Raw genomic sequence first — 24,330 nt, forward strand, 5'->3', positions numbered from 1 at the left:
TTGGAAGCACAGTTCGCTCATCCAAGATTATCAAGCAGATACGTCTGTATTCTACCCTTTCTATGTGATGAAATAGACTTTTCTTTGTTATCCTCATTCTCCTTGTTCTGGTGGGAATGTGCGTGGTGATGTCCTTCACAGCCACAAGTTTTCCCATGCTCATGGTGGGAATGTGTATGCTCGTGATCATGATGATCTCCTTCACAGCCACAAGCTTTCCCATGCTCATGGTGGGAATGTGTATGCTCGTGATCATGATGATCTCCTCCGCAGCCACAAGCTTTTCCATGCTCATGGTGGGAATGTGTATGCTCATGATGATGTTCCCCACAGTGTTCATGAATCTCTTTGTCAACAGATTCTGTCAGCTCTGTCTCTCTGTCTTTTTTTGTTCTTTCCTCTATTTTCATGCGTAAGCACCTCCTAAACATATGAATAACTGTTCATATGTTCATATAAACATTTTTCAATCATTTTGTCAAGGCTTATCTCCTATTTTTTATTTTATCTTTTTGTTTTACACATGACTGACAGAAACTGTTGGTCAAAAACCATAAGAAAAGCAGCTAATCCGAAAACTAACTGCTTGTCCCTCATCTGATTTCTTCAAATTTATTTCTGTAATTCTTCTTTTACCAGTTTTATCACTTCACCCAAGGCAATCTCACGATTCTCTGCTGCTGTTCTGGCACGGAATTCTACCTTCCCCTCTTGAATACCTCTTCCGACAGTAATGCGATATGGGATCCCGATCAGTTCCATATCTTTGAATTTTACACCCGGACGTTCTTTTCGATCATCCAGAAGTACATCAATGCCTTCTTTTTTCAATGCCTCATACAATTCATTTCCAATACGCATCTGCTCTTCATCTTTGCTGGATACAACGACCACTGCAACCTCAAACGGCGCTACACTTGCCGGCCAGATAATTCCAGCCTCGTCATTGTGCTGCTCTACAATTGCCGCCATACAGCGTTCCAAACCAAAACCATAACAGCCCATTTCCACCGGATGAAGTTTATTATCCACATCTTGATATTCCAGTCCAAGTGTCTTTGCATATTTTGTTCCCAGCTTGAACGTATTTCCAACTTCGATTCCCTTACAGAATTTTAATGGCTTTCCGCAAACCGGACAGACATCTCCCTCATGCACCTGTGCGATATCCGCAACAATCTCCACCTCAAAATCCTTCAGATTTACATTAACAATATGGTGATCTGTTTTATTTGCTCCAACGATAAAGTTCTTCATGTTTGTGACCTCACGGTCCATAACGATCGGACACTCTAAACCAACCGGTCCCGCAAATCCAACTTTTGCATGTGTAACACGTTCCACTTCCTCAAACGGCGCAAGCTCCATTTCATTTGCCTTTAGAAGCTTCAACACTTTTGTTTCATTCAATTCCCGATTTCCTTTTAAGAGAAATGCCATTGTTTTTCCATCTACCGTATAGATCAGTGTCTTCACAAATTCATTTACAGACTTATGGAAAAATGCAGCAACTTCTTCCATCGTGCGTGCATTCGGTGTTTCCACAACCTCCATCACCTGTTCCTCTGCATCTGACGGCTCACTCACATCAATCACCTCTGTAATTTCTAGATTGCTTGAGAAATCACAGCCGTCGCAGGTGACAATCACATCTTCCCCGATATCTGTAATTGCCTGAAATTCCTCGGATAAAGATCCACCCATCGCTCCTGTATCTGCTTTTACAATCTTGTAATTTAACTTACAGCGCTCCATGATATTCTGATAGGCGTGGAACATTTTCATATAGGATTCATGCAGGCCTGCTTCATCAATATCAAATGAATAGGCATCCTTCATAATAAACTCACGCACACGGATCAAACCATAACGAGGTCTTGTTTCATCTCGGAATTTCGTCTGAATCTGATACAGATTATAAGGAAAATCCTTATAGGAACTTCCCTTCATCATAGCTGCCATCGTAAATAATTCTTCATGAGTCGGACCGAGAACATAGTTCTTCTGATAACGGTCTTTCAGCGCAAACATGTTGGAACCAAATGCCTCTCTACGTCCACTTTTCTCATAAATTTCTTCTGGGATCATAGCCGGCATCAACAGTTCCTGCGCTCCTGCAGCATCCATTTCTTCCCGCACGATTTCCTCAATCTTTTTCAGAACACGTTTTCCCATCGGCATGATCATATAAATTCCGCTGCTGCTTTTTTTGATCATTCCTGCCCGCACTAATAAATTTCCACTTGTACTATCTTCTTCTTTTACATTTTCCCGCAGTGTATAAAAATACGAATTACTTAACTTCATTTACTTCCTTCCTCCAATAATCAATTGCTCATTTACTGCATTTAGACCTATTATAGCAAAACTGAGATTTGAAAACCACCTCTGTCTATATGTAAATTTTCATTTTTCCCAGAAAGATGGTCAGATTTTCTTCCTGGGTGGCGAATCCATAGACTTTTTTATTATACGGAACATAAAATGTCATTGAATCACCTCCATTGAAAACGAAAACACGGCCGCTAATAAGAAAAACCCGGAAAGAAGTTCCAGCCGAATATCGCTGCATTGGAACACTTCCCGGCCATATTTTTCATTCTTGAATACCCAAATCTCTTTTCCAATCTTTTTCCTTCCTAGAGGTAAAATTAGGCATCCATGTGCTGTATAGTACTGCTTTTGCCCGCTCTCTCGTCATCCTTTTTCTACTGCCTGATTGGGAAATGAATGGGTGACAAATTGTGAAGAGATATCACTGATTGTCTTTGCAAACAACATGATTTTTATAGAATAGACGATATCGCCATTTGCTTTATGCGGTCTGTATGATATGATATTTCTATATCTAATATAAGATATTTTCTCCCTCTTCCATTACATAACCAGTGACAAAATCCTTTCACATACCTACTGATTGATTTCTCCGGCAAACAAATGAGAGGCACATTCTGATTCTCCATACCTCAGAAGCAGCCACACAGAAACAAAAGGAAAAAGAAGCAAAAAAGGAAAAAACGAACATGAAAAACTCTGAAAAAAAGAAACACATCTACTTGAAAAACTATCCCAATGTCTATCGAATCTTTCAAAAGACTTTACGATTCTGGTATGCAAAAGTCATAGGAAGTATTATTCTCTGTATCTTCATGACAATTATTTCCATCCGTTTGCTTCACAAAGGATCCATCGAAACAGCGATTCTCTTCGGATTTTTTACGTTACTTATCGGGGTGACAACGCTGCTCTATTTTCTCGGGAAATACCAGATGCTTACTTCCTCTGATCTCACGAAATTAGAAAAAGCATTGCAGACGTTACAAAAGACCGTTGGAAACCGTTTCTTTTTTACAGAATCAGCAATTATCATTCTGAATGATTTTTCTCTTTGCTATTATGACTGCCGAAAACTAAAACGAATCTATTTTTCCGATGAACGGGAACGTGGTAATCTTTACCAGAATGCAGTAATCCACTTTGTCAAAAAAGATGGCAGTGAAGAAACCATTTCCCTTCGGTACGATTGTTCTGAATTTCTCAGAACAATCCGGACTTACTATCCAAAGATTCAATTGCCGAAAATACCTCTGACTTTCCAGCCTATTTCTGAATCTTCCTGGAAACGTCCTTAATCTTCTCTTTCAGAAGTTATTTTGATTTTTTATGCCAATTTCCCTTTCACTTTTTCAACTGATTCTTTATCATCCAGCATTAAGGAGGTGTTCGCATTGTCATCCGGACAACAACATGATTATAATTATCTCGAAAATGAGACAGTCTTGCTCCAGAAGGAGCAGTTGAACAAACAAAATTTACGGAGTGCCCGCCTTGTAGCAACAGGAAAGTTTTTGGAACGGTCTTTCTTTGTGCTTACCGCAGCAGGTATATTCCTCCTTCTTCTGGAAGGCGGACAAGTACACCACAACTGGGCAAAGATTCTACTGCTTATCATTTCCATCGCTCTGCTACTTTCTCTAATTTTCAGCGCTGCCCTGCTATATTCCTCAGATATTCTGCACCATCGTTTCTGGAAATGTCCGAATTGCGGCGGTGAACTTCCGCTTCTGACCATGCCGCGGACATTTCTAACCAAACAGAGATTTGTACAGAATCCTGACCTCTATGATCTATGTGTAAAAAAGCAGATTCGATGCGTACGACTTCCCGGAAGTAATCTTCTGATTCCTTCCCGCTGCCCGCACTGTGGTGAAAAGTTCTGGAAATACAAAAAAACATAACAGACAATGATACTTCTCCCTCATAATACGAAAGGACTGATCTTCCATGCAAAAAATATCCGCTGGAGTTTTTAAAAATTTCCCCCGCTTCTTTTTCATTCCATTCCTTCTGGCATTTTTATTTCTTACGCTAACCGCCTGCCAGTTTGAGGATTCCTCTCTACGAGAAGATACGACTACTTTTTCAAAAATTCCTGAACAATATTTGTCTAAGATCCAGATTTCCGACATCAAACAAATTGAGCGTATTTCCATCACGGGTGGAAAGGATTCTCCCACCTCACAGAACCTTTCCAAAGAAGAAATTTCTGCCTTCACTGACTGGATGCATCAACTCCGTTTTCACGGGGAGATTTCGCGCAAGGAAGCCCTCTCTTCCGGTGCGGTCACTTACTACCATATTTTCTTCTTGGACGGAAGCAAATTAACGATCAGCCCTGGGGAAATTATGCAGATGAATGACACTTACTATCGCCTGAACACGGAAGTTTCCACGATAAAACCTCCATGTTAACTTGCGTTGCTTGCCTTTTCTTCCCCTGATTTTTATACTGGCAGTGGAACATCAATCTACATGTGAAAGGAGACTTCGATATGTTAGGAGATCAAATTAAAAAATATCGAAAAGAGAAGAAAATGAGTCAGGAGGAACTGGCAATCCCTCTGAATGTTGTCCGGCAGACTGTGTCAAAGTGGGAAAATAATCTCTCCGTACCGGATGCGGAACTTCTGATCCGTCTCGCAGAGGTGTTGGGAATTTCTGTTGCAGAACTGCTTGGGACCGACGAACAACCACGTTCAGAATCCCTCTCTGCAGAAACTCTTGCTATAGAACTTGCTCGCCTCAATGAAGAGCTTGCCAAACAAGTGCAGGAACGGAGTCTTTCTTCCCGCGCCGAGCAAAAGCGGAATCTGATTCTCTTTTTCTCGATGCTTTCTATGCTCTTTGCACTGATCATCGACAATACTATTGTTTCCGTTTTACTGACCTTTGCCTGCCTTCTGACAGCAGTCATCATTCTGTACCGGAATACTGCTCTGCTCACCCGCACGACAACCTCCGTAAAAAAACTCGGTGCCGTTCGAATTACAACCCTTTTTAATATTGGCGTCCTTACTGTCTGTATTGTAACCTTTGCCTTGTCCGAGATGGGCATCCTTCCTTTTTCCAATACCGATGGGAAATTTTTTGCAATGCTGCTCGTATCTGCCATTATCCTTTTTACCGGCATGATATCGACAAGACTTCCCTTCAACAGACATACCGGATTGCGACTTCCATGGACCGTACACGACGAAGATACCTGGAATGTAGCTCATCGTGTACTTCATGATCTGTCCATCCCGATTGTGCTTCTCTATCTGGGCTGCACACTGACTGTCCCGGATTTTGAGACTGTCACATTATGTGCGGTAGCACTTTGGGTCGGTCTTCCTTCAGTAATCTCCGGCGTCTTTTTCTGGAAAAAGATGCATGGCCGCTAAAAAAATACACGCTTCAAAAAATAGGAGATTGCTGTAGCATGATTTCATTCTCTACTGCATCATGCTACAATACAAAAAATATTCTATTAGATACAAGAGGTTCTACGCCTATGTCACAACTACAAGCAAACCATTTCAGCCATATAACACTCAGACCTTACACCCCCGAAGACTGTGAAGAAATCAGCATTCTTTTCTATGAAACCGTCCACACTGTCAATGCAAAAGACTACTCCCGCCAGCAGCTGGATGTGTGGGCGACTGGTTCCATAGATCTTGCTGCATGGAATGAATCTTTTCTCGCGCATACCGATAGAAAAACAGCAAAAAAATACAACCTCGCAACGTGTACTTTCTAATTCACTCTAGAGGTTGTATTTCTATATTTATATTCTTAAGCTTTTGAATAACTTTTATTTCATATTTTTCTATTCCCTGCTGTCTTCCACTGCCTTGGAAACCGCCTCATTAAAAGTCGGATGTGCACGCATCGCATACATTAGCTGTCGGGATGTCAGACCGTTGGCGATCGCTGTCGCCAGTTCCCCGATCATATCTGTTGCCCGCTGACACATGATCTGTGCGCCCAGCAGTACGTCACTGTCTGCGGCAAACAGTACTTTGATAAATCCCACTTCCTCTTTCGATAAAATCGTCTGTCCATTTGCGTCCATCCGGTAACGCCCACAGCGCACTGAGATGCCTTTCCTCTCTGCCTCTTCTTCAGTCAGTCCGACCGTTGCAATCTCCGGATTCAGATACAGACAGTTTGGGATGATCGACATGGAGACAAACAGACAACTTGGCACGATGGATAAGATGACTGACGGTTCTAAATTGTTCATGCGCTCCACAACATATTTCGCCTGAGCGGAAGCGACATGCGCAAGCTGAACTCCTCCGATCACATCTCCAATCGCATAGATGCCCGGGATATTTGTCATGAAGAATTCATTGACAAGCACTTTGCCGTGATCCATGCGAATCTTCAAGTCTGCTGCAAACAATTCTTCCGTATAAGGTTCCCTTCCCACAGATACCAGCACTGCATCCGCGGAAAGAATCTGCTTTTTCCCTTCGGACATCAAATGACAGCTTACACCATGCTCTTCTTTCTCGAACCGCTCTATCAAACTTTTCTTATACACATGGATTCCACGCCCGACAAGAATCTTCTCCAAAGCCTCAGCAAACTCAATGTCCATCGACGGAAGAAGCCGCTCTCCCAATTCTATCACAGTCACTTCTGAACCGAGCGCCTGAAATACAGTGGCAATCTCCAGTCCAATGACACCGCCTCCTACAACAACCAGCCTGTCATAACATCTGTCCTTCGCCTGAAGCAGTTCTTCACTCGTCATTACTTCCGACAACTCCTCCCCAGGAAGCCCAAGTTTCCTCGGCGCTGCTCCGGAAGCAATTAGAATTTTATCTGCCTCATAGATAACGATATCTAGTATATCGGCCGGGTTCTTTCCATCATCTGACAGTCCACTGCCAACGGTACGCTTCTGCATATGTGCCATTTTTACGACCACTCGTTTATCTGCCTGAACCTGTGCAGTTCCCTGTACAAAAGTAACACCAAGTCTTGAAAATTCTTCCTCGATTGCTTTCCGCATTTCTACGACGGATTCCTCTTTATACTGATATAATTTCTGCAAGTCAAATCCGATTTCCTTTGCATAAAGTCCGAATTTCTCACAGTCTTTCATATCTTTATAAATCGTGGAGGCATGCAGCAATGCCTTTGTCGGAATGCACCCTCTGTTTACGCAAGTTCCCCCTGCCTCTTTCTTATCTACAACAAGTACCTTCATTCCCCGTTTTGTTGCCTCAAGCGCCGCTACATATCCCCCCGGTCCGGCGCCGATAATCAGAAGATCATACTTTTCCATAGTCACTTTCCTCTCTTTTCTTTTATTTTTCAATCGTTCACTCTATCTTATCAATCTGCCAGTCAACCGGTTCCACTCCATTTGCCATTAAAAATGCATTTGTCTGGCTAAACGGTCTGCTTCCGAAAAAACCACGGTAGGCAGAGAGCGGACTTGGATGTGGCGCTTCCAAGATCAGGTGTTTCGGATTATTTAACATTGCTTTCTTAGTCTGTGCCGGTCTTCCCCACAAGATAAATACGATTGGTCGATCCTGTTCATTCAGTACCCGAATCGCTGCATCTGTAAATTCTTCCCAGCCAATTCCCCGGTGCGAATTTGCCTGATGAGCGCGCACCGTCAGAACTGTATTGAGCATCAATACGCCCTGTTTGGCCCATTTGACAAGGTATCCATGATTTGGAATTTCACATCCAAGATCATCATGCAGTTCCTGATAAATATTCACCAGTGACGGTGGAATGTCTACTTCCGGTTTCACTGAGAAGCAAAGTCCATGTGCCTGTCCTACGTTGTGGTATGGATCCTGCCCTAAAATGACTACTTTCACTTCATTTAATGGTGTCAGATGAAATGCATTGAACACATCATCCGCAGGCGGAAAGATCTGTCTCGTCCGATACTCCTGATTGACTGTCTCAAATAATTTCTTATAATATGGCTTCTTAAACTCTCCTTTTAATGCTTCTAACCAAGCTCCGCTAATTGCCGCCATCTTCTTTTCCTCCTGCTTTTCCTAACTTTTCTTTTGTTTCCTTTTTCCTGCCGGTATCTGTTATTTCATATCCAACTCGAACCAGAATGCTACCCCATTGTCATAATTTTCTACCCCAAATTTCTGATGAAAGGACTCCATGATCGCCTTCACGATAGAAAGTCCGATTCCATTTCCACCGTACTCCCGCGAATGCGCTTTATCTACTTTGTAAAACTTATCCCAGATCCGTTCCACATCTTCCTGTGGAATCGATTTTCCGGTATTGAAGACAGAAATATGTGCTTTCTCTCCTGTTTCTTCTACTTTGATCTCGATAATCCGCTCTCCCTCCACATGGTGGATTGCATTGCTGATATAATTTCGCAGCACCTGCTCTGTCTTAAATTCATCTGCCCATACATAGATTGTCTCTTGCATTTTCAGGCTCACCTTCGCCTCGGCCTGCTGGATCAAAATCTCACAGCTTTGCAGTACTCCGCGGATTAAGCCTGCCAGATCAAATCTTGTCATGGACAATCCGTCATCTCCGGATTCCAACTGATTTAATGTCAGCAGATTTTTTACCATCTGGTTCATCTTATTGGCCTCATCGATGATGACGTCACAGTAAAATTCCATGCTCTCCGGATCATCATGGATCCCTTCTTTCAGTCCTTCTGCATAACCCTGGATCAGTGCAATTGGCGTCTTCAACTCATGGGATACATTTCCGATAAATTCTTTCCGGCGCTCTTCCTGTTTTTCCTTCTGTTCAATATCTTTTTGCAATTCAAAGTTTGCGGTCTTTAACTGGGAGATTGTCTGCTCCAGTTTTTCCGACATTCGGTTAAAGCTGTCTCCCAATACCCCAATCTCATTGTCACCGCCGCTTGTATATTTGGCATTGAAATCAAGATTCGCCATCTTTTGTGAGAGCATAGCAAGCTCCATGATGGGATCTGTGATCTTTCTGGAAAAATACCAGACGAGAATACAGCTCACTCCGATCATAATGCAGCCCACATACGCAAGAAATCTCGTAGAAAGTTTTGCTCCCTCCCGAATACTGTCAAGCGGTGTCCGAATCAGAAAATGGTATCCACTGTCAAAACTTCCCCACATTTCAATATATTCTGTTCTGCTTCTGATATCCTTCGCCTTCCGTATTTCATAATAGGATGTCTGCTCTAAGATCTTTCCGTCCTGCTTATCAAGAAGATAGCCGTTTAACTGACTGTTCAGCTCATCCTCTCCCTCTTTCATCATACCGATAACCGGATTTCCTGATCGGTCGCGCACGATAAAAGATATATTTGCCCGCTCTGCAAGACGTTTCATAGCTTCCAAAGACTCCGTGTAAATCACACTGCTTCCGACAGACTCATTTAACATCTGGTACATATTTTTTAAGTCCTCTTCCTTGTTTGCAATGTAATAACCTTCCATGAATCTTCCATTGATCAAAAGTGCGATGATCATAGTAAATGCAACTATCCCGACACTTAAAATAGTAATCTGACGTTTGATCGAATCTCTCATTACTCTACCTCAAATTTGTATCCCATCCCCCAGATGGTCTTAATGTACTCACCTTTGTCCCCCAGCTTATTTCTCAACTTCTTGACATGTGTATCGATCGTTCTCGCATCCCCAAAATAATCGTAATTCCATACATTATTCAAAATCTTTTCTCTCGAAAGTGCGATTCCCTGATTTTCAATAAAATATGCCAACAGTTCGAACTCTTTGTAACTTAAATCTATCGGAACTCCGTCAATCTTCACCTCGTGTGCTGCCTTATCCACAGAAATGCCACCTGCATCCACAACTTCATCTGCCGCAAATACATTCGTTCTTCTTAAAATAGCCTCAACTCTCGCAACAAGAATCTTTGGACTAAACGGCTTGGAAATATATTCGTCTACCCCAAGTTCGAATCCTTGCAACTCATCCCGCTCCTCTCCTCTGGCCGTCAACATGATGATCGGTACTTTCGAGTGCATACGCACCTCCCGGCACACCTGCCAGCCATCCATCTTTGGCATCATCACATCGAGAATGATCAGTGCAATATCATTCTGCTCATAGAAAATGTCCATCGCCTCCATACCATCTGCTGCCTCGACAACCGTGTATCCACTTCTTGTCAGGAAATCTTTGACAAGCTTTCTCATTCTGCTCTCATCATCCACCACCAATATTTTTAATTTATCCATCAAACATTCGCTCCTTCGTTTTTTCTCATCATAACAAATACTTGTGTCACTTTTGTGAAAAACAAAAATATCTCCAGGTACGATATTTATTATACCATACCCGGAGACATCCCCGACACTTTTTTCTAAATGCAGTCTGAATTTTTCAATAACATTCTCGTCGTCTTCTGTTTCTTTCTATTCAACACTCTTTAATGATTCCACCATATTGATCTTCTTCAGTTTGAAATACATCACACAATTTACAAAAACAGAGAATCCACATGTAAGCAGTGCGCTGTACAGAAAACTAAACCCTTTGATCGTTCTTGCAAACATCACAGTATCAATCTCAACAGTCGTAATCACGAACCGGTGAAGGATACTGCCCAATATCACTCCGACAACTGTTCCAATCAATGTCAGAAGAATATTTTCACGGTATACATAGGCAGAAACTTCATTATCATAAAATCCAAGTACTTTGATCGTTGCAAGCTCCCGCTTCCGCTCATTAATGTTAATGTTATTCAGATTGTAGAGCACAACAAACGCTAACAGCCCCGCAGAAATAATCAGCACAACGATGACAATATCCAGACTTTCCAGCATCTCATCCATTTGTTCCTCTACATTATAAGTATAGGAAACATTGAGCGCCGCACGCTCCTCGAGCACTTTTTCTCCGATTTCCTTTAACTTTTTCTCATCAAATTCTTTCATCTTAAAGTAAATATTATTTGCTTTTGGAAATGCACCAAACATTTCTTTGTAAATTTCAGGAGATACATAAAGATAATGCTCCATATAATTTTCACATACATTTGTGATCGTCAGTTCTTTTTTGTCACCATTTTCCCCTTTCACTGTAATCGTATCGCCCTTCTTTACCTCGAGTGTCTTTGCCATCTTCTCTGTCAAAATGACGTCCCGCTCTCCAAGCTCAAATGTTTCCTGTGTCTTTCTGTCACGGTAGACTAAAAATTCCTGATTTTTCTCTAAATCTTCCGGCACATACAGATATACGTCTTTCTTTATCTTTCCCTTCTCTACATTTGTTTTCTTTAAATATCCTTCTGAAGCCTGACTGATCTCCTTCTCCCCTTGCAGATACTGCTCCAGTGATTCCTTATCCTTTTCATCTGCATCTGTATTTAAGATGATCATCCCATCATATAAATTCAGTTCCTGATATTGGATCCTTCCTACATCAAAGATAGAATCCCGCAGTCCGAATCCGACGATCATCAGCGCCATACATCCACCGATTCCAAAGACCGTCATAAAGAATCGCTTTTTATATCGGATCAGATTCCGGATCGTGGATTTCCATATGAAACTTAATCTGCTCCAAATAAATGTGATACGCTCTAAGAAAACGCGTTTTCCCTGCTTCGGAGCCGGCGGGCGCATCAACACTGCCGGTTGGGATGCCAGCTCTTTATAACATGCAAGAAGTGTCGCCGCACTTGTGCAGACCACTGCCGCACCTGTTGCCATCGCCGCATATCCCCAATGGTAAGGGATCACAATATCCGGCATATGTATATAGATGATCTTATATGCAGTTACAATAATATACGGAAATACTTTCTCTCCAAACAATACTCCGAAAATACTTCCTCCGATCGTTGCCATCAGCGCATAGTTCAGATATTTCCCTGCAATACTGAATTTCCCATAGCCAAGCGCTTTCAGCGTTCCAATCTGTGTACGCTGTTCCTCAACCATCCGCGTCATCGTTGTCAGACTGATCAATGCTGCCACAATGAAGAATAGTATCGGAAATACTTCTCCGATCGCCCGCATACGGTCTGCGTTATCTCCATATCCTACATAGTCAGAAAGTGTGCTTCTGTCATTGACATACCACTTGGCATCTTCAATATCCGCAATCTTCTGCTCTGCATCTTTGATCTTATTTTCTCCATCTTTGATCTCGGCTTCGGCTTCTTTTTTTCCATTTTCATATGCTTCTTTTGCCTCAGCAAGTTTCTTTTCATTGACTGCGATTTCATTTTCTCCTGCCGCAAGCTCAGCCTCCCCGGCATGGATTGCTTCCCATCCGGCATCAATCTGCCGCTGTCCTTCTGCTGCCTGCGCTTCTCCGGCATACAGCTCGTTTTCAGCTTCTGTAAGCTGTCCTCTTGCTGCTTCGATCGCAGTCTTTCCTTCCTCCAACTGTGTTCTAGCCGCCGCAAGTTCCTGCTCCTTCTGTACAATCACCTGTTCTGCCTGTGCAATCTGGTCTGCTGCCTGCGCTAACTGCGGCTCCAATTGTGCGATTGTCTTCTGAAGCGCTGCAATCTGCGCCTCTGTCTGTGGAATCTGTTCCTCTGGGATCATCCCATTTTCCAGCGCCGCCTGCAGTTCTGCCAGCGTGATCTTCATCTGATCTAATCCTGCTTTCCCTGCCTCGTACTCGGCTTTCTTTGCTTCCAGTTCTATGCGTCCGGCTGCAATCTGCTTCTCTCCGGCTGCAATCTGTTCCATACCTGTCTCGTACTGACTTCTGAATTCCTCTTCTTTCGCCGCAAACTCTGCTTTCCCCTGTGCAAGCTGTGCCCGTCCATCTGCAATCTGTGCATAAGCTTCGTCGACTGTCGTCTGGCTCACGAGCAGTTCATTTCTTCCTGCTTCCAGTGCTTGTTTTCCACTCTCCAGCTGTTCTTTTGCACTTTGTAACTGCTCCTCAGCATCTGCAATCTTTGCTTTTCCGTCAGAAAGTTCTTTCTCTGCTGTCTTCTTTCCTTCTTCCAATTCTGCTTTTGCATCGGAAAGTTCTTCCTTGGCATCTTCACGGATTTCCTCTGCACGGAGCGCTCCCTGCCGTTCTCCAATGGATTCAATCCGCTCTGCAACCTTCTCCACCTTCTGATTGTATTCCTCTGTAAATGCAGTCTCCTCTTCTGCTCCCTCCACTGAAACGTAACACTCTGTGTATGCTTCTGTCACAAAAGATTCCTTCGGCACGGCAAGAAAACCGCTGACCTCTCCATTTCCGATCATACTGCTTCCACGGTGAAAAGAAATATACTCCGGACTGCTTCCTGCACCTACAATCCGAAATGTTTCCTTCGTAAACGTATCTGTAACCGGATCCTTCGTTCCACTGATCAGCGTGATCTCATCCCCGACCTTTAAATCTGATCCCTGGATAAAATCTTGATCGATCAGACACTCTCCGTCCTTTTTCGGCATTCTTCCTTCTTCCACAGTATACTGGTTCATCGAATCTAAAATCGACGATACATGAAGCACTTTCTGATTTCCATCACGCTCAACCATTACATCCGCGGAGTAGCCGGGTTCTGCCTGTGCCACTCCTTCCAGTGACCGGATTGCTTGCACATCATTCTCTGTCAGCCCAAGCGTTCCCATCACCTTCAGATCCATCAAATGATTCCGGTCAAAATAAGCATCCCCGGAATAGCGCAGATCCGGCTCAGATGCCCGGATTCCTGAAAAGAACGCGACACCCATTGCCACGATAAAGAAAATGGACAAAAAGCGCCCCAGACTCTTTCGTATTTCCATATAAAAATCTTTTCTCAATGCTCGTTTCTTCATCTGTCTCCCTACCATTCAATCGTTTCTACCGGTACCGGATGTGCATTCATCTCCATACTCTCCACACGGCCGTTTTTAATATGGATCACACGATCTGCCATCGGCGCAAGTGCAGAGTTATGTGTGATAACGATCACGGTCATCCCCTTATTTCTACAAGTATCCTGAAGCAACTTCAAGATTGCCTTCCCGGTATTGTAATCAAGCGCTCCCGTCGGTTCATCACACAAAAGCAGCTTTGGATTTTTTGCCAGCGCCCGGGCGATCGACACTCTCTGTTGTTCCCCTCCAGAAAGTTGTGCCGGGAAATTATTTAGTCTTTCTCCCAACCCGACTTCCTCAAGTACCGTCTTTGCATCCAGCGGTTCCTTACAGATCTGAAGCGCCAATTCTACATTTTCCAACGCAGTCAGATTCGGAACAAGGTTATAAAACTGAAAGACAAATCCAATATCCTCTCTGCGGTAACCGATCAACTGTCGGTTTGTGTACTGTGCCACATCATTTCCATCGACGAGCACTTTGCCGCTCGTTGCCGTATCCATACCGCCAAGAATATTTAATACCGTTGTCTTTCCCGCACCACTCGGACCGACGATCACGACAAACTCACCTTTTCCAATCTCAAAGTCAATGCCATCCACTGCTCGGATCTCGACTTCTCCCATTTGATATATTTTTCTTACATTTTCCAGTTTTACAAAATCCTTCATGTTATGCCCCTTCTTCTTTTATGATAATCCCAAGCCACTTTGACAGTTCCACTGCCTGAATCATCTTCCGCAGGGAAGTCTTAAAGAAATTCACTTCACTTAATTCCACATGCTCCCACCGGACCTCCCTGCAAAAGCAGTCTGATATGCCTGCTACACGAAAACTGCTCTCTGCCGCTTCCATCAATGGTTCCTGCCTCTTCATACAGTCACCTCCAAAATAGCGCCTTCCAGCCCTTTTGTCATCAGCTTTCCGGTAAGCTCCGCCATCTCCTTCGGGCTTTCCATACAGCCCCGCTCAATCCAGTACAGCACAATTCCGATCACCCCGGACGTACAATAGCGAAACTGTACCTGAAATGCAAATGCCTGACGATCACAGGAATCTTCAAATGCAGTCAGATATTTCTCAAAAACTGATTCCAGCACTTTCTGCCCGACTGAAATCCGAGTGCGATTCTCCAGCATCAGCATGCAATATTCTCTTCGCTCCTTCAAATATGAAAAAATAATCTCAAGCACATCGCTTGCATTCTCCCGCAGCTGCTGCGGAGTAAACTGCTCTGTGGCCTCAGCTGCCACAGTACACATGTGATTTTCCAGATCATCCAGAATCCCATAAACATCTGTATAATGAATATAGAATGTGTTTCTGTGGATCTTGGCGCGCTCTGTCAGCTCCCGGATGGAAATCTCATTGATACTCTTCTCTTTCGATAGTTCCAAAAGTGCCTCTAATATTTTCGCCTTCGTCCGCTCCGTTCTGCGGTCTGTTGCCGTCTTTTCCATTGCAAGCTCCTTCAATTCATTTCTGTGTATTTTCCTATGCATTTGCACAGTAAATATAATTTTATAGTAAAATTTCATTTGGAATTTGTCAATAAAGGAAATATGAAATTTCTATAAAAGAACAGCGCAGGCAATTCTGACTGGATAAGCATATCTATGCGATATTTTCTTATCTTTCAGTCAGACAGCCTGCGCTGCTCTATTCACTTTCTACTCTTATCACAATCGTAAACCTGTCTTTGGTTCTAATTATTTAAAACCGAAATAAATTCAGCCCGATCTCTTCATCATGATATCGATCGACTTTCCCATCGATCACATGGATCACCATCTCACAAGTCGCGCTGATCACTGCCCGATTTAAATGTCCTCCAAACACTTCTCCCTTTTCATTTCCTGCGCTCATATGAAGGTGGCAGTAAAACTCGTCATGCATTGTATTGATCGTTCCGGTCAGAGACACAATCTCAAAGCTTCCCTGAAATTCATTCGCCAGATATTCTTTTTCCTCTGTCTTAAATACGCCGACCGTAAACTGGTCAACCGCGCCGAGTGCCTGCACACTTGCAAGACTTATTTTCTCTCTCAGTGCAATTTCCTTTACCTGCTCAAGAATTTCCTCTCCTTTATCTATCCGTGCAATGATCGTATTTCCAAATCTTCTGTAGTCCATCTCTCTGTTTTCCTCCTGCTCTTTTTATATTTCACATTCTGTTTCTGTTGTTTCCTCCGGATACACAAGGCTCCAGCGCTGTCGGATTTTTGTCATGATGTCCATCACGTCAGAAGTATAGGACAGATCCATCTCATTCTTTCCACCTAACACCGCCTGTTCCATATCTTCCACCTCATAGAACAATGCCTCTTCCTTTCTGCCGCAAGCGACTATCTCCTTCCTGCCATCTTCGGTATAAGTGATCACTGCCTGATCTGCCCTTGGATAATCATAGATTTCCACATACCCTTTCTCAAAGATCACAACCCCTCTTTTTGGTTGTTTTGCATGGAGTGTCAGTGTGACTGTAACCATCTCGTTTGCCGGATTTGCCATCAGAATTCCGACCTGCTCGTCAACACCACTCGGTGCAGTCCTCACCTTGGATAAAATCTGATCCGGCGCCTGAGACAAAAATATCCTGGCAAATGCAAGGGCATAGACACCAATGTCCAACAAAGCTCCTCCTGCCAGTGCCGGATCAAAAAAGCGGTTGCTCATATTATATTCTTTATAGCTTCCAAACGATACCTGGATTATTTGTAGTTTTCCGAGCTTCCCATCTGCAACTACTTCCTGCAGCTTTTTATAAAGTGGCATATGATAAATGGTCATTGCCTCCGCTAAAACTATGTCCTGTTTCTCTGCAAGTTGTCTTGCTTCTTTCAGTTCCTCTGTATTCAATGTGACTGCTTTCTCACAGAGCACATGCTTCCCGGCTTTCAGTGCCTCCCGCAAATATTGGATGTGCGTATTATGAGGTGTTGCAATATAGACAATATCTACCTGATCATCCGCAAACACCTCCTCAATCTTCCCATATATCTTTTGGATTTGATATTTCTCCGCAAATGCCGCTGTCCGCTCTTGATTTCTCCCTGCCACTCCATAGAACATCCTGCCATGCTCTGCCAATGTCTGCGCCATCTCATTTGCGATGGCACCATAGCCAATCACTACCCAACGATATGTTTCGATCATTCCTGCGCTCCTTTCTCTGCTCCTGTTTTTTATGTTTCTTTATTTACAGATTACAGGCAATGTCCCACATCTGTCAAGAACCTCCTTTTTCCATCGGAAGTAAGCGTAAACCCTATAAAATAGTCAATCCCCCTCTGAAAGTGGGATTTGATTCATCAGTCCTCTAAAACCGCACAAAAACTTCTCCCCCTTCTTCCCAGTTGCCTAATACCAATTCTCCTTTGTGTGCGCGGATCGCCTGTGCGGCTGACCACAACCCCAGACCATGGTGTCCATCTGTCCTGCGGGACTTTTCTCCCCTCCACAGCCGCTCAGCCGCATGGCGCACTGCCTCCTCATCAAATCCTGTCCCTTCATCTTTCACGCAGACCTGCCATCCGTTGTCTGTCATTTTTCCTTCCAGATAAACTATTTTTCCCTTCGGCGTATATTCCACTGCATTCAGCACAATATTAAATATCCCACGCTGCAAACGCTCCGGCTGAATTCTCCAGGATCCTTCCAATCTGTTATCCGTTATCAGATTTACTCCCTTTGCTTCCGCAGCAGCCAGAGCATTTTCCCGCAGTTTTTCAAACCATTCCCCCAACTGCATTTTTGTAAATGCTTCTTCTTTTCCCGACGAAGTCTCCAGAAGACTTGCGACATACTCCTTCGCCCGAACAGTTGCCTCCGAAATTTTTCTGATCAGTCTCTCATAATCCTGCGGCAATTCTTCCTCAAGCAACAGCTCTGCATTTCCGCCTGCAAGCGTCAGCGGTGTCTTCAGGTCATGAGCCAGCGCAGCAATCTCTGCCTCGCGCTGCTGCTGCGCCGCCCACTGAGAGGTCAGTGCCTGATACAGAGCTTCCCGCATCTCTTCCATCGCATCCAGTGCTTCATCGTACTCACGGATTCCCGCATGCGGAACTGTAAAATCAAGTTCCTGCGCCGCCACCTTTTTGCTGATCTCCTGAAACAGTTTCAATTTTTTCCCAAGAAATTTTCCAAGCCATATCGTATGCAGAAGCAGTGACAGCAAAAGCCCCATCCCAAGCAAAATCAACCCGAGTGTTTCCGCCGGAGGGAGCGTCTGTCGAAGCGACAGATCGGTAAATTCCTTCCGGAAATGCCAGCGGATCAGTGCAGTGCTCCCATCTGCATAAGTGCGCCTGGAAAGGTGTGCCGCATATCCGGAAACGTATGAAAACTTTTTCTGGTCTTCTGCGATTTCTCTCTCCACATTCGTCTTTAATATAGTTCCTTTGGCATCATACAACGCATATTCGCCCGGAAAGCACTCATCCGGTTCTGTGAATTTCCCACTACTTGTCCCAAGGATCTCTTCTACCTGATGATTGATCTCAGATCCAGAACAGATAATCCCTTTCTGCTCAAGAAGAGACATCACAAGTGACCAGATCATAAAACACAACAGCATCGTAACAAACATTCCCGCCACAAATCGGAGTAACACAAAAGAAAGACTTAACGTATGTTTTCTTTTTTCCATTTATATCCCATCCCCCAGACTGTCTCAATCGGACTTTTCCCATATTTCTTTAATTTTGCGCGGATATTTTTAATATGCTCTGCAATCGTCCCCGGATCCCCCTCCGCATCGAAACCAAAGACCGCCTCATACAACTGTTCTTTGGAAAACACCTGCCCGGCATGAAGCGCCAGATGCTCACAGATCTCATACTCCCCTTTGGTAAGCGGAAGAATCTGCTCCTCAACCATAGCCTCTTTTGCCTGCATGTCAAACCGTACCCCGCCGCGTGCCATCGCCCGCACGGGTTGCCGTCCTTCTCTCCGCAAATGTGCATTGACCCGCGCCCGCAGTTCTGCGATGCTGAATGGCTTTTTGATATAATCATCTGCTCCGAGCCCAAATCCCTGCACAAGCGCCGCATCTTCTGTCTTTGCCGTCAGAAATAAGATTGGACAATCCACTTCTGCCCGAATCCTGCCACAAAGTGAAAACCCATCTTCGCCTGGCATCATCACATCCAACAGAAGCAAGTCATATATCCTGCAGCGCTCTGCCGATACCCGCTTTACATCTTCTTCTGTATCCACCTGATGTCCATCACGTTCCAGCGCCATCTTCACCAGTTCCAGCATCTCTTCTTCATCATCTACTGCCAGTATTTTCCCCATTTCTTTTCCCCCTTTTTATCTCCCTGAATCTTGACTGTTTGAAAAAGGAAGCACTGCCGCAAGCAGTAAATATGCAAGGATTCCATTTGGAAACAACAGACACAACCCAAAACAAAGAATCCTCACACTTTTGGGAGACAGTCCCAGATAGGCCGCAATTCCTCCACATACTCCGGTAATCTTCTTATCTGCTCTGCTTTTTCCTAACCGTTTTTCTTTATTTCGTTCCATTTCTTTTCTCTCCTCTTATCATATCACATTTTTTCCGTATCCAAAAGATGCCCAGACATCCACATAACAGCAAAACAATCGCACTGATCATTCTCCTCTCCATCGATGCAATCTGATATCCGGACACATTAAACACTGCCGTGATCGGATAAAAATCTTTCACGCGATCCGCCATCCCTGCAAATAATCCAAATACCGAATAGATTTCCGTAAAAAGGAAGACGGACCAGCAGTTTTTCTGTCTTCCTGCTGCAAATGCAATGATCGGAAATACTGCAAAGAATATGCCGATCCCGCCAAGAACATATTCTTTCCACAGCATAAACACGAATGAGGCCGACAGATCTTCTATATGTAGCACGGCCTCTGTCAAAAAGGTGATTCCAAAACACAACATGGAAAGCCCGATGCTAAAAAGCAGTGTCAGAATCATTTTCACCCGCATCAGGTCAATTTCCCGCAGCGGTATCAGGCGCAAAGATTTCATCGTGTCCTCTTCTTGTTCCCGCACACTTAAATAGCTCCCAAACAGAGCTGTCATACCCGGAATCACAAAAAAGAACGCCCACGGTTGCACCTCATCCATATACCAGCCCGCATTTTCAAGGTACCGCATTCCATCTCGCATCGCCTTCAGCCCATAATGTACCTCCGATCCATGATACACTTCCAGTCCGCCCACAAATAGAATCCCTGCCGTCAGAAAGACTGCTGCTACCGCGATCAAAATCACTTTTGAACGGCGAAGCTTCCTGCACTCCGCCCAAAACAAATTTCTCCAGTTCATATTCCTATCCCCCTATTTTCTTTTGGACAACTGATATTTTACAAGCCCAAAGGAAATAATGTCCCACACGAAAATACAAAGAACCGCCTTTCCCACACAACTCTCCTGTGTCACAAGCAGCCCCGGAATGTCTTTCTTTCGGATAAGGATCGCTCCCATACTTGTGATCGGATGAACATACATATTGACCGGCATCAGGAAAAAACCTGCCAGCGCATATACAACTGTCATACAGGCAGGCATCACATAGCCTCTTCCCACTATCGCCAGCGCCAAAATCGGCAGCATTGCAAATGCAAGCAGAATGCCAATTTCCATACATTTCTCAAATAAATACATCATATCTTCTAGACGAAACGGTACAAATCCCGGAAGCACACTGCAAAGAACAGATGCCACTGCTGTCAGCATCATAAATCCGACTGACAAAACTAATACCATACAAAATTTACTGAAAAAGTAACTTTCTTCCTTCACCGGCACAAGCCAAATCTGCCTCACGATCTGCAGTCGTTTCTCTTCATACACGATTATCGTTGCAAAAATCCCAAGGATTACCGGAAGAATGATCCATGTCGTATATCCAAACGCAGACCATTTATAAAATTGTGCCGGTTCCACCTCTGCCTGCCCCAGATATCCGAAATAGCAGACCGACAACGCCGGCATAAGAAATGCAGCAAGAACCATCATCCACACGCTCTTTTTCCGTCTCAGCTTGTAAAATTCCGTCTCGATCAGTCTAAGCAATGCCAACACCTCCCGTCACATTTCTAAAATATGTCTCCAGTGTCTCTTCACCTTTTTTGAGTTCTTTCATGTTTTTCTGTGCCAGTAGCACTCCATGATCCATAATTCCAACGCGGTCCGCCACCAGCTCGATTTCCGAAAGAATGTGGCTGGAAATCAATATCGTCTTTCCCTGCTCTCTGCTAAGCTTTACGAGAAATCCTCTCATTTCCGCAATCCCAATCGGATCCAGCCCATTCATCGGCTCATCCAAAATGAGTAGCTTCGGATCATGTAAGATTGCATTGGCAATGCCAAGCCGCTGCTTCATGCCAAGCGAATAGTTTCCAAAAAGCTTTTTATCCCGGTAAGGAAGCCCCACCACCACAAGCGCCCGCTTGACCGTCTGCTCCCTCTTCAGACCTCTCAGTCTTGCAAAAATCTCAAGATTTTCTGTCCCGGTCAGATTCGGGTAAAATCCCGGCGCCTCGATCATCGCGCCAATCTGCGGATAAATCTGCTTTTCCTGCCCTCGCAGCTTTCTCCCAAACAATTCCACCTCACCTGAGGTCTCCGGTGTAAGCCCGAGAATCATCTTCATCAATGTCGTCTTCCCTGCCCCGTTCCTTCCGAGCAGCCCGTAAATCTCACCCTTTCTGACATGAAGATCCACTTCCTTTACAACAGTCTGTTCTCCATAACACTTCGTCAGCTTCCGCGTTTCTATCACAAATTCTTTCATTCCATTTTCTTCTCCTTCCTTGATTTACAAAAATCATAACGGAGAATTTTAAAGATTTTATAAAGCTGTGATATTTTTTCATAATAGAATCTTTTTTATGATACTCTGCTCACCAAAGAAATGATTGAGACTGGCTCATGAGATAAAAAAAAGGATATGTTACCTAATATGGGACTTTTATATTTCATCGTCCTATACGATAGTATCATATCCTTTTTAATCGTTTTACTTTTTCGGCTTTTCCACTACGATCAGCGGAACGGTCATCTCTTCTTTTGTCATTCCTGCATGTACACCGATGATGTTCTCTTTCTCCTCATTCGTATCAAATAGATTGAGTGCTCCGACTGCGACAGCAAAGTAATCACCGATCGCCTCCTGAAATCTCGGATGATATGCTCCTTCTCCAAATAGCTGGCTCTCCGTGATCTCTTCTCTGGAAAATAACAGGAACTCTTTCCCAAAATGTTTCTTGAAACTCTCAAGAAACTGTTCTTCCATTCCTTCCTTCAGATGAAAGGAAAGCGCCCGCGGTTCCACTGCCGGAAGACATTTCAGACATTCCCTCAATTCCGGATAATTTTCCATCGATACATTTCTTCCGTCGATATGTCCATGATCTGCTGTCACAAGCAGAAGTGTATCAGAAAGCTCTTCACTTAATTTTTCCAATTCACGGTCAATCTTTTTCAGCCATTCTCCCGCCTCTCTGCAAGTACAGCCACCTTCATGCATTACATGATCCGGCTCCGGCCAGTATACATACAGATAATTTTTCTCATCTCTTCTGCATAACGTCTTCACACCGCTGAGTAATTCCTCAAAGGTATCTATATGGTAATCTCCAAACGGAGATACTTCATATGCCTTTGCCTCACAGGCATGCATAATCTGGCTTCCCAGCTTTTCATACGGCATCATCCTATCAGCCAGCAATTCTCCTTCGATCACTCCGCCACTTCCGGTCGTATTGAGAAATACATTGACCTTGTCCTGGATTTCCGGAAAATACATGCTCCACCCAAGCCATCCGTGTTCTGCCGGTGCAAGTCCACTCTCCAGTGTTGTTGTGGCGGCAACCGTCGTAGGCGGAAATACACTGGAGATTTCTTTTTGAAAATGACTGCGAAGGAAACTTTCCTCCGGCAAAAACCTCTCAAGGACACTGACACCCATTCCATCCAGCACAAGAAGCACCACATGTCTGTAATCCTTTTTCAAAATTTCATCTGCCTCCGGAAGGGTAGTATATCGATGCGGTGCGCCATAATTGTGCAAAATCGAATTGACTAAATTCAAAATACTATTTTGATAATCCGGCTTTTGTACCTGCATGTTTACATCTCTCTTCCTACTACCTGCGCGATCATCCTTCCTTTTTCGATGACCTGTTTAAATTTCTCTGGTTTTAATGACTGTGCCCCATCACTCCATGCCGCTTCCGGGTTATTATGCACTTCTACGATCAGTCCATCTGCTCCTGCTGCAATCGCCGCAAGACTCATAGACTCAATCCATTTCCAGTTTCCAGTTGCATGAGAAGGGTCGATGATGATCGGCAGATGTGTCTTCTCCTTGATGATCGGAACTACACTGAGATCTAATGTATTTCTCGTATATTTTTCAAATGTACGGATTCCTCGCTCACAGAGAATGACGTTTTCATTTCCGCCTGCCATAATATATTCTGCTGACATGATCCACTCTTCGATTGTATTGGAAAGTCCTCTCTTTAATAAGATTGGCTTCTGAATCTTTCCGACTGCTTTCAGAAGAGAAAAGTTCTGCATATTTCTTGCCCCAATCTGGATCAGATCCACATGCTCCACAAACTCTTCAATATGCTCTGCATCCATCAGTTCACTGACGATCGGAAGTCCTGTCTGTCTTCTTGCTTCCACCATATCCTTAATTCCTTCGGTCTCCAGTCCCTGGAATGCATATGGGGAAGTACGCGGTTTGTACGCTCCGCCTCTTAACATATCTGCTCCTGCCGCCTTCACTTCTTTTGCAATCTCACAGATCTGTTCCCTGCTCTCCACGGAACATGGCCCTCCGATGACAACAATCTTCTCCTGACCGCCGATCTTCACTCCTGCCACATCTACAACTGTGTCTTCCGGATGAAACATCCGATTTGCTTTCTTATACGGCGCTGCAATTCTTGTCACCTCAGAGACAAGTGGATTGGCCTGAATAATTTTTTCATCCAGACTCGTGGTATCTCCGATCAGCCCTAAAATATGATAATCTGTTCCCTGAGAATCATTTACCTGAAATCCTCTCTCCTCAAATGTGTGGACCAGTTTTTTCACTTCTTCCTCGGGAATCCCTTTTTTCACTGTAATGATCATAATTTTTTCTCCTTCTCTCTACCCTTTGTCACTCTGACTTGTTCCTATTTTCTGCACAGCTTTT

At 43.9% G+C, this 24,330-nt stretch carries 23 protein-coding genes and 2 pseudogenes; 5 read left to right on the forward strand and 20 right to left on the reverse strand.

Annotated elements, in window-relative coordinates; all coding sequences use genetic code 11:
- Nucleotides 1-17: 17 nt before the first annotated feature.
- On the reverse strand, nucleotides 18-410 hold the full coding sequence (locus ACGG81_RS11510; protein WP_119987473.1) for a hypothetical protein: 393 nt from the start codon (nucleotides 408-410) through the stop codon (nucleotides 18-20).
- Between the two features lie 202 nt (nucleotides 411-612).
- A complete protein-coding gene (locus tag ACGG81_RS11515; protein WP_016439801.1) occupies nucleotides 613-2,307 on the reverse strand; it encodes a proline--tRNA ligase in 1,695 nt (564 codons plus the stop codon).
- A gap of 716 nt (nucleotides 2,308-3,023) precedes the next feature.
- Here ACGG81_RS11515 and ACGG81_RS11520 point away from each other — a divergent pair.
- The 5 genes and pseudogenes from ACGG81_RS11520 to ACGG81_RS11540 form a co-directional block, all read left to right on the forward strand.
- Nucleotides 3,024-3,632, forward strand: a complete 609-nt coding sequence (locus tag ACGG81_RS11520; RefSeq protein ID WP_270457309.1) for a hypothetical protein — start codon at nucleotides 3,024-3,026, stop codon at nucleotides 3,630-3,632.
- Nucleotides 3,633-3,719: 87 nt separating this feature from the next.
- The gene (locus tag ACGG81_RS11525; protein WP_390108441.1) at nucleotides 3,720-4,238 is read left to right on the forward strand and encodes a hypothetical protein; all 519 of its coding nucleotides are present in this window, start codon (nucleotides 3,720-3,722) and stop codon (nucleotides 4,236-4,238) included.
- 46 nt (nucleotides 4,239-4,284) lie between these two features.
- Nucleotides 4,285-4,752, forward strand: coding sequence for a hypothetical protein (locus ACGG81_RS11530; protein ID WP_390108444.1), 468 nt, complete (start codon nucleotides 4,285-4,287; stop codon nucleotides 4,750-4,752).
- An 80-nt stretch (nucleotides 4,753-4,832) separates the two neighbouring features.
- The gene (locus ACGG81_RS11535) at nucleotides 4,833-5,723 is read left to right on the forward strand and encodes a helix-turn-helix domain-containing protein (protein WP_390108447.1); all 891 of its coding nucleotides are present in this window, start codon (nucleotides 4,833-4,835) and stop codon (nucleotides 5,721-5,723) included.
- A 110-nt stretch (nucleotides 5,724-5,833) separates the two neighbouring features.
- Nucleotides 5,834-6,031 (forward strand): annotated as a pseudogene (locus ACGG81_RS11540) (GNAT family N-acetyltransferase); the annotation flags it as partial.
- Nucleotides 6,032-6,151: 120 nt separating this feature from the next.
- On the opposite strand, the gene lpdA reads toward ACGG81_RS11540, so the two are convergent.
- The 18 genes and pseudogenes from lpdA to aroF all read right to left on the reverse strand — a co-directional run bounded on the left by lpdA (nucleotide 6,152) and on the right by aroF (nucleotide 24,266).
- The gene (gene lpdA, locus ACGG81_RS11545; RefSeq protein ID WP_390108450.1) at nucleotides 6,152-7,621 is read right to left on the reverse strand and encodes a dihydrolipoyl dehydrogenase; all 1,470 of its coding nucleotides are present in this window, start codon (nucleotides 7,619-7,621) and stop codon (nucleotides 6,152-6,154) included.
- Between the two features lie 37 nt (nucleotides 7,622-7,658).
- Entirely contained in the window at nucleotides 7,659-8,336 is a 678-nt protein-coding gene (locus ACGG81_RS11550) for a uracil-DNA glycosylase (RefSeq protein WP_009263620.1), read from the reverse strand.
- Nucleotides 8,337-8,396: 60 nt separating this feature from the next.
- Entirely contained in the window at nucleotides 8,397-9,857 is a 1,461-nt protein-coding gene (locus tag ACGG81_RS11555; protein WP_008977416.1) for a sensor histidine kinase, read from the reverse strand.
- On the reverse strand, nucleotides 9,857-10,534 hold the full coding sequence (locus tag ACGG81_RS11560; protein ID WP_008977417.1) for a response regulator transcription factor: 678 nt from the start codon (nucleotides 10,532-10,534) through the stop codon (nucleotides 9,857-9,859). The genes ACGG81_RS11555 and ACGG81_RS11560 overlap by 1 nt, the downstream gene beginning before the upstream one ends.
- Before the next feature lie 177 nt (nucleotides 10,535-10,711).
- Nucleotides 10,712-14,083, reverse strand: coding sequence for an FtsX-like permease family protein (locus ACGG81_RS11565; RefSeq protein ID WP_390108454.1), 3,372 nt, complete (start codon nucleotides 14,081-14,083; stop codon nucleotides 10,712-10,714).
- An 8-nt stretch (nucleotides 14,084-14,091) separates the two neighbouring features.
- On the reverse strand, nucleotides 14,092-14,796 hold the full coding sequence (locus tag ACGG81_RS11570) for an ABC transporter ATP-binding protein (protein WP_008977419.1): 705 nt from the start codon (nucleotides 14,794-14,796) through the stop codon (nucleotides 14,092-14,094).
- A 1-nt stretch (nucleotide 14,797) separates the two neighbouring features.
- Nucleotides 14,798-15,001, reverse strand: coding sequence for a hypothetical protein (locus ACGG81_RS11575; RefSeq protein WP_390108457.1), 204 nt, complete (start codon nucleotides 14,999-15,001; stop codon nucleotides 14,798-14,800).
- Nucleotides 14,998-15,585, reverse strand: coding sequence for a TetR/AcrR family transcriptional regulator (locus ACGG81_RS11580; RefSeq protein ID WP_039861748.1), 588 nt, complete (start codon nucleotides 15,583-15,585; stop codon nucleotides 14,998-15,000). Before ACGG81_RS11580 ends, ACGG81_RS11575 begins: the two co-directional genes overlap by 4 nt.
- 253 nt (nucleotides 15,586-15,838) lie before the next feature.
- A complete protein-coding gene (locus tag ACGG81_RS11585) occupies nucleotides 15,839-16,258 on the reverse strand; it encodes a PPC domain-containing DNA-binding protein (protein WP_016439815.1) in 420 nt (139 codons plus the stop codon).
- 24 nt (nucleotides 16,259-16,282) lie between these two features.
- Nucleotides 16,283-17,281 carry a Gfo/Idh/MocA family protein gene (locus ACGG81_RS11590; protein WP_390108460.1) on the reverse strand — a complete coding sequence of 333 codons (999 nt, stop codon included), beginning with the start codon at nucleotides 17,279-17,281 and terminating at the stop codon, nucleotides 16,283-16,285.
- 163 nt (nucleotides 17,282-17,444) lie between these two features.
- A complete protein-coding gene (locus ACGG81_RS11595) occupies nucleotides 17,445-18,773 on the reverse strand; it encodes a sensor histidine kinase (protein WP_390108463.1) in 1,329 nt (442 codons plus the stop codon).
- Complete coding sequence (locus tag ACGG81_RS11600; protein ID WP_008977425.1) at nucleotides 18,749-19,423, reverse strand: response regulator transcription factor; 675 nt, start codon at nucleotides 19,421-19,423, stop codon at nucleotides 18,749-18,751. The genes ACGG81_RS11595 and ACGG81_RS11600 overlap by 25 nt, the downstream gene beginning before the upstream one ends.
- Before the next feature lie 15 nt (nucleotides 19,424-19,438).
- Nucleotides 19,439-19,654, reverse strand: a complete 216-nt coding sequence (locus ACGG81_RS11605; RefSeq protein WP_016439818.1) for a PspC domain-containing protein — start codon at nucleotides 19,652-19,654, stop codon at nucleotides 19,439-19,441.
- The gene (locus tag ACGG81_RS11610; protein ID WP_390108466.1) at nucleotides 19,641-20,441 is read right to left on the reverse strand and encodes an ABC transporter permease; all 801 of its coding nucleotides are present in this window, start codon (nucleotides 20,439-20,441) and stop codon (nucleotides 19,641-19,643) included. Before ACGG81_RS11610 ends, ACGG81_RS11605 begins: the two co-directional genes overlap by 14 nt.
- A 12-nt stretch (nucleotides 20,442-20,453) precedes the next feature.
- Entirely contained in the window at nucleotides 20,454-21,191 is a 738-nt protein-coding gene (locus ACGG81_RS11615) for an ABC transporter permease (RefSeq protein ID WP_390108469.1), read from the reverse strand.
- A 52-nt stretch (nucleotides 21,192-21,243) separates the two neighbouring features.
- Nucleotides 21,244-21,912: pseudogene (locus tag ACGG81_RS11620) on the reverse strand (ABC transporter ATP-binding protein); the annotation flags it as partial.
- A gap of 225 nt (nucleotides 21,913-22,137) precedes the next feature.
- Nucleotides 22,138-23,247 (reverse strand): alkaline phosphatase family protein, encoded by a 1,110-nt coding sequence (locus ACGG81_RS11625; protein WP_009263630.1) that lies wholly within the window; start codon nucleotides 23,245-23,247, stop codon nucleotides 22,138-22,140.
- Between the two features lie 2 nt (nucleotides 23,248-23,249).
- Nucleotides 23,250-24,266 carry a 3-deoxy-7-phosphoheptulonate synthase gene (gene aroF, locus ACGG81_RS11630; protein WP_008977431.1) on the reverse strand — a complete coding sequence of 339 codons (1,017 nt, stop codon included), beginning with the start codon at nucleotides 24,264-24,266 and terminating at the stop codon, nucleotides 23,250-23,252.
- Nucleotides 24,267-24,330 lie beyond the last annotated feature (64 nt).

Origin of the sequence: Faecalimonas umbilicata, from assembly GCF_042846195.1 — a bacterium.
Classification (GTDB): domain Bacteria; phylum Bacillota; class Clostridia; order Lachnospirales; family Lachnospiraceae; genus Faecalimonas; species Faecalimonas umbilicata.

What these genes read in the sequence shown, in the direction of transcription:
- ACGG81_RS11510 (WP_119987473.1), bottom strand. Translation starts at nt 410, where the DNA reads ATGAAAATAGAGGAAAGAACAAAAAAAGACAGAGAGACAGAGCTGACA.
- ACGG81_RS11515 (WP_016439801.1), bottom strand. Translation starts at nt 2,307, where the DNA reads ATGAAGTTAAGTAATTCGTATTTTTATACACTGCGGGAAAATGTAAAA.
- ACGG81_RS11520 (WP_270457309.1), top strand. Translation starts at nt 3,024, where the DNA reads ATGAAAAACTCTGAAAAAAAGAAACACATCTACTTGAAAAACTATCCC.
- ACGG81_RS11530 (WP_390108444.1), top strand. Translation starts at nt 4,285, where the DNA reads ATGCAAAAAATATCCGCTGGAGTTTTTAAAAATTTCCCCCGCTTCTTT.
- ACGG81_RS11535 (WP_390108447.1), top strand. Translation starts at nt 4,833, where the DNA reads ATGTTAGGAGATCAAATTAAAAAATATCGAAAAGAGAAGAAAATGAGT.
- lpdA (WP_390108450.1), bottom strand. Translation starts at nt 7,621, where the DNA reads ATGGAAAAGTATGATCTTCTGATTATCGGCGCCGGACCGGGGGGATAT.
- ACGG81_RS11550 (WP_009263620.1), bottom strand. Translation starts at nt 8,336, where the DNA reads ATGGCGGCAATTAGCGGAGCTTGGTTAGAAGCATTAAAAGGAGAGTTT.
- ACGG81_RS11555 (WP_008977416.1), bottom strand. Translation starts at nt 9,857, where the DNA reads ATGAGAGATTCGATCAAACGTCAGATTACTATTTTAAGTGTCGGGATA.
- ACGG81_RS11560 (WP_008977417.1), bottom strand. Translation starts at nt 10,534, where the DNA reads ATGGATAAATTAAAAATATTGGTGGTGGATGATGAGAGCAGAATGAGA.
- ACGG81_RS11565 (WP_390108454.1), bottom strand. Translation starts at nt 14,083, where the DNA reads ATGAAGAAACGAGCATTGAGAAAAGATTTTTATATGGAAATACGAAAG.
- ACGG81_RS11570 (WP_008977419.1), bottom strand. Translation starts at nt 14,796, where the DNA reads ATGAAGGATTTTGTAAAACTGGAAAATGTAAGAAAAATATATCAAATG.
- ACGG81_RS11575 (WP_390108457.1), bottom strand. Translation starts at nt 15,001, where the DNA reads ATGAAGAGGCAGGAACCATTGATGGAAGCGGCAGAGAGCAGTTTTCGT.
- ACGG81_RS11580 (WP_039861748.1), bottom strand. Translation starts at nt 15,585, where the DNA reads ATGGAAAAGACGGCAACAGACCGCAGAACGGAGCGGACGAAGGCGAAA.
- ACGG81_RS11585 (WP_016439815.1), bottom strand. Translation starts at nt 16,258, where the DNA reads ATGGACTACAGAAGATTTGGAAATACGATCATTGCACGGATAGATAAA.
- ACGG81_RS11590 (WP_390108460.1), bottom strand. Translation starts at nt 17,281, where the DNA reads ATGATCGAAACATATCGTTGGGTAGTGATTGGCTATGGTGCCATCGCA.
- ACGG81_RS11595 (WP_390108463.1), bottom strand. Translation starts at nt 18,773, where the DNA reads ATGGAAAAAAGAAAACATACGTTAAGTCTTTCTTTTGTGTTACTCCGA.
- ACGG81_RS11600 (WP_008977425.1), bottom strand. Translation starts at nt 19,423, where the DNA reads ATGGGGAAAATACTGGCAGTAGATGATGAAGAAGAGATGCTGGAACTG.
- ACGG81_RS11605 (WP_016439818.1), bottom strand. Translation starts at nt 19,654, where the DNA reads ATGGAACGAAATAAAGAAAAACGGTTAGGAAAAAGCAGAGCAGATAAG.
- ACGG81_RS11610 (WP_390108466.1), bottom strand. Translation starts at nt 20,441, where the DNA reads ATGAACTGGAGAAATTTGTTTTGGGCGGAGTGCAGGAAGCTTCGCCGT.
- ACGG81_RS11625 (WP_009263630.1), bottom strand. Translation starts at nt 23,247, where the DNA reads ATGCAGGTACAAAAGCCGGATTATCAAAATAGTATTTTGAATTTAGTC.
- aroF (WP_008977431.1), bottom strand. Translation starts at nt 24,266, where the DNA reads ATGATCATTACAGTGAAAAAAGGGATTCCCGAGGAAGAAGTGAAAAAA.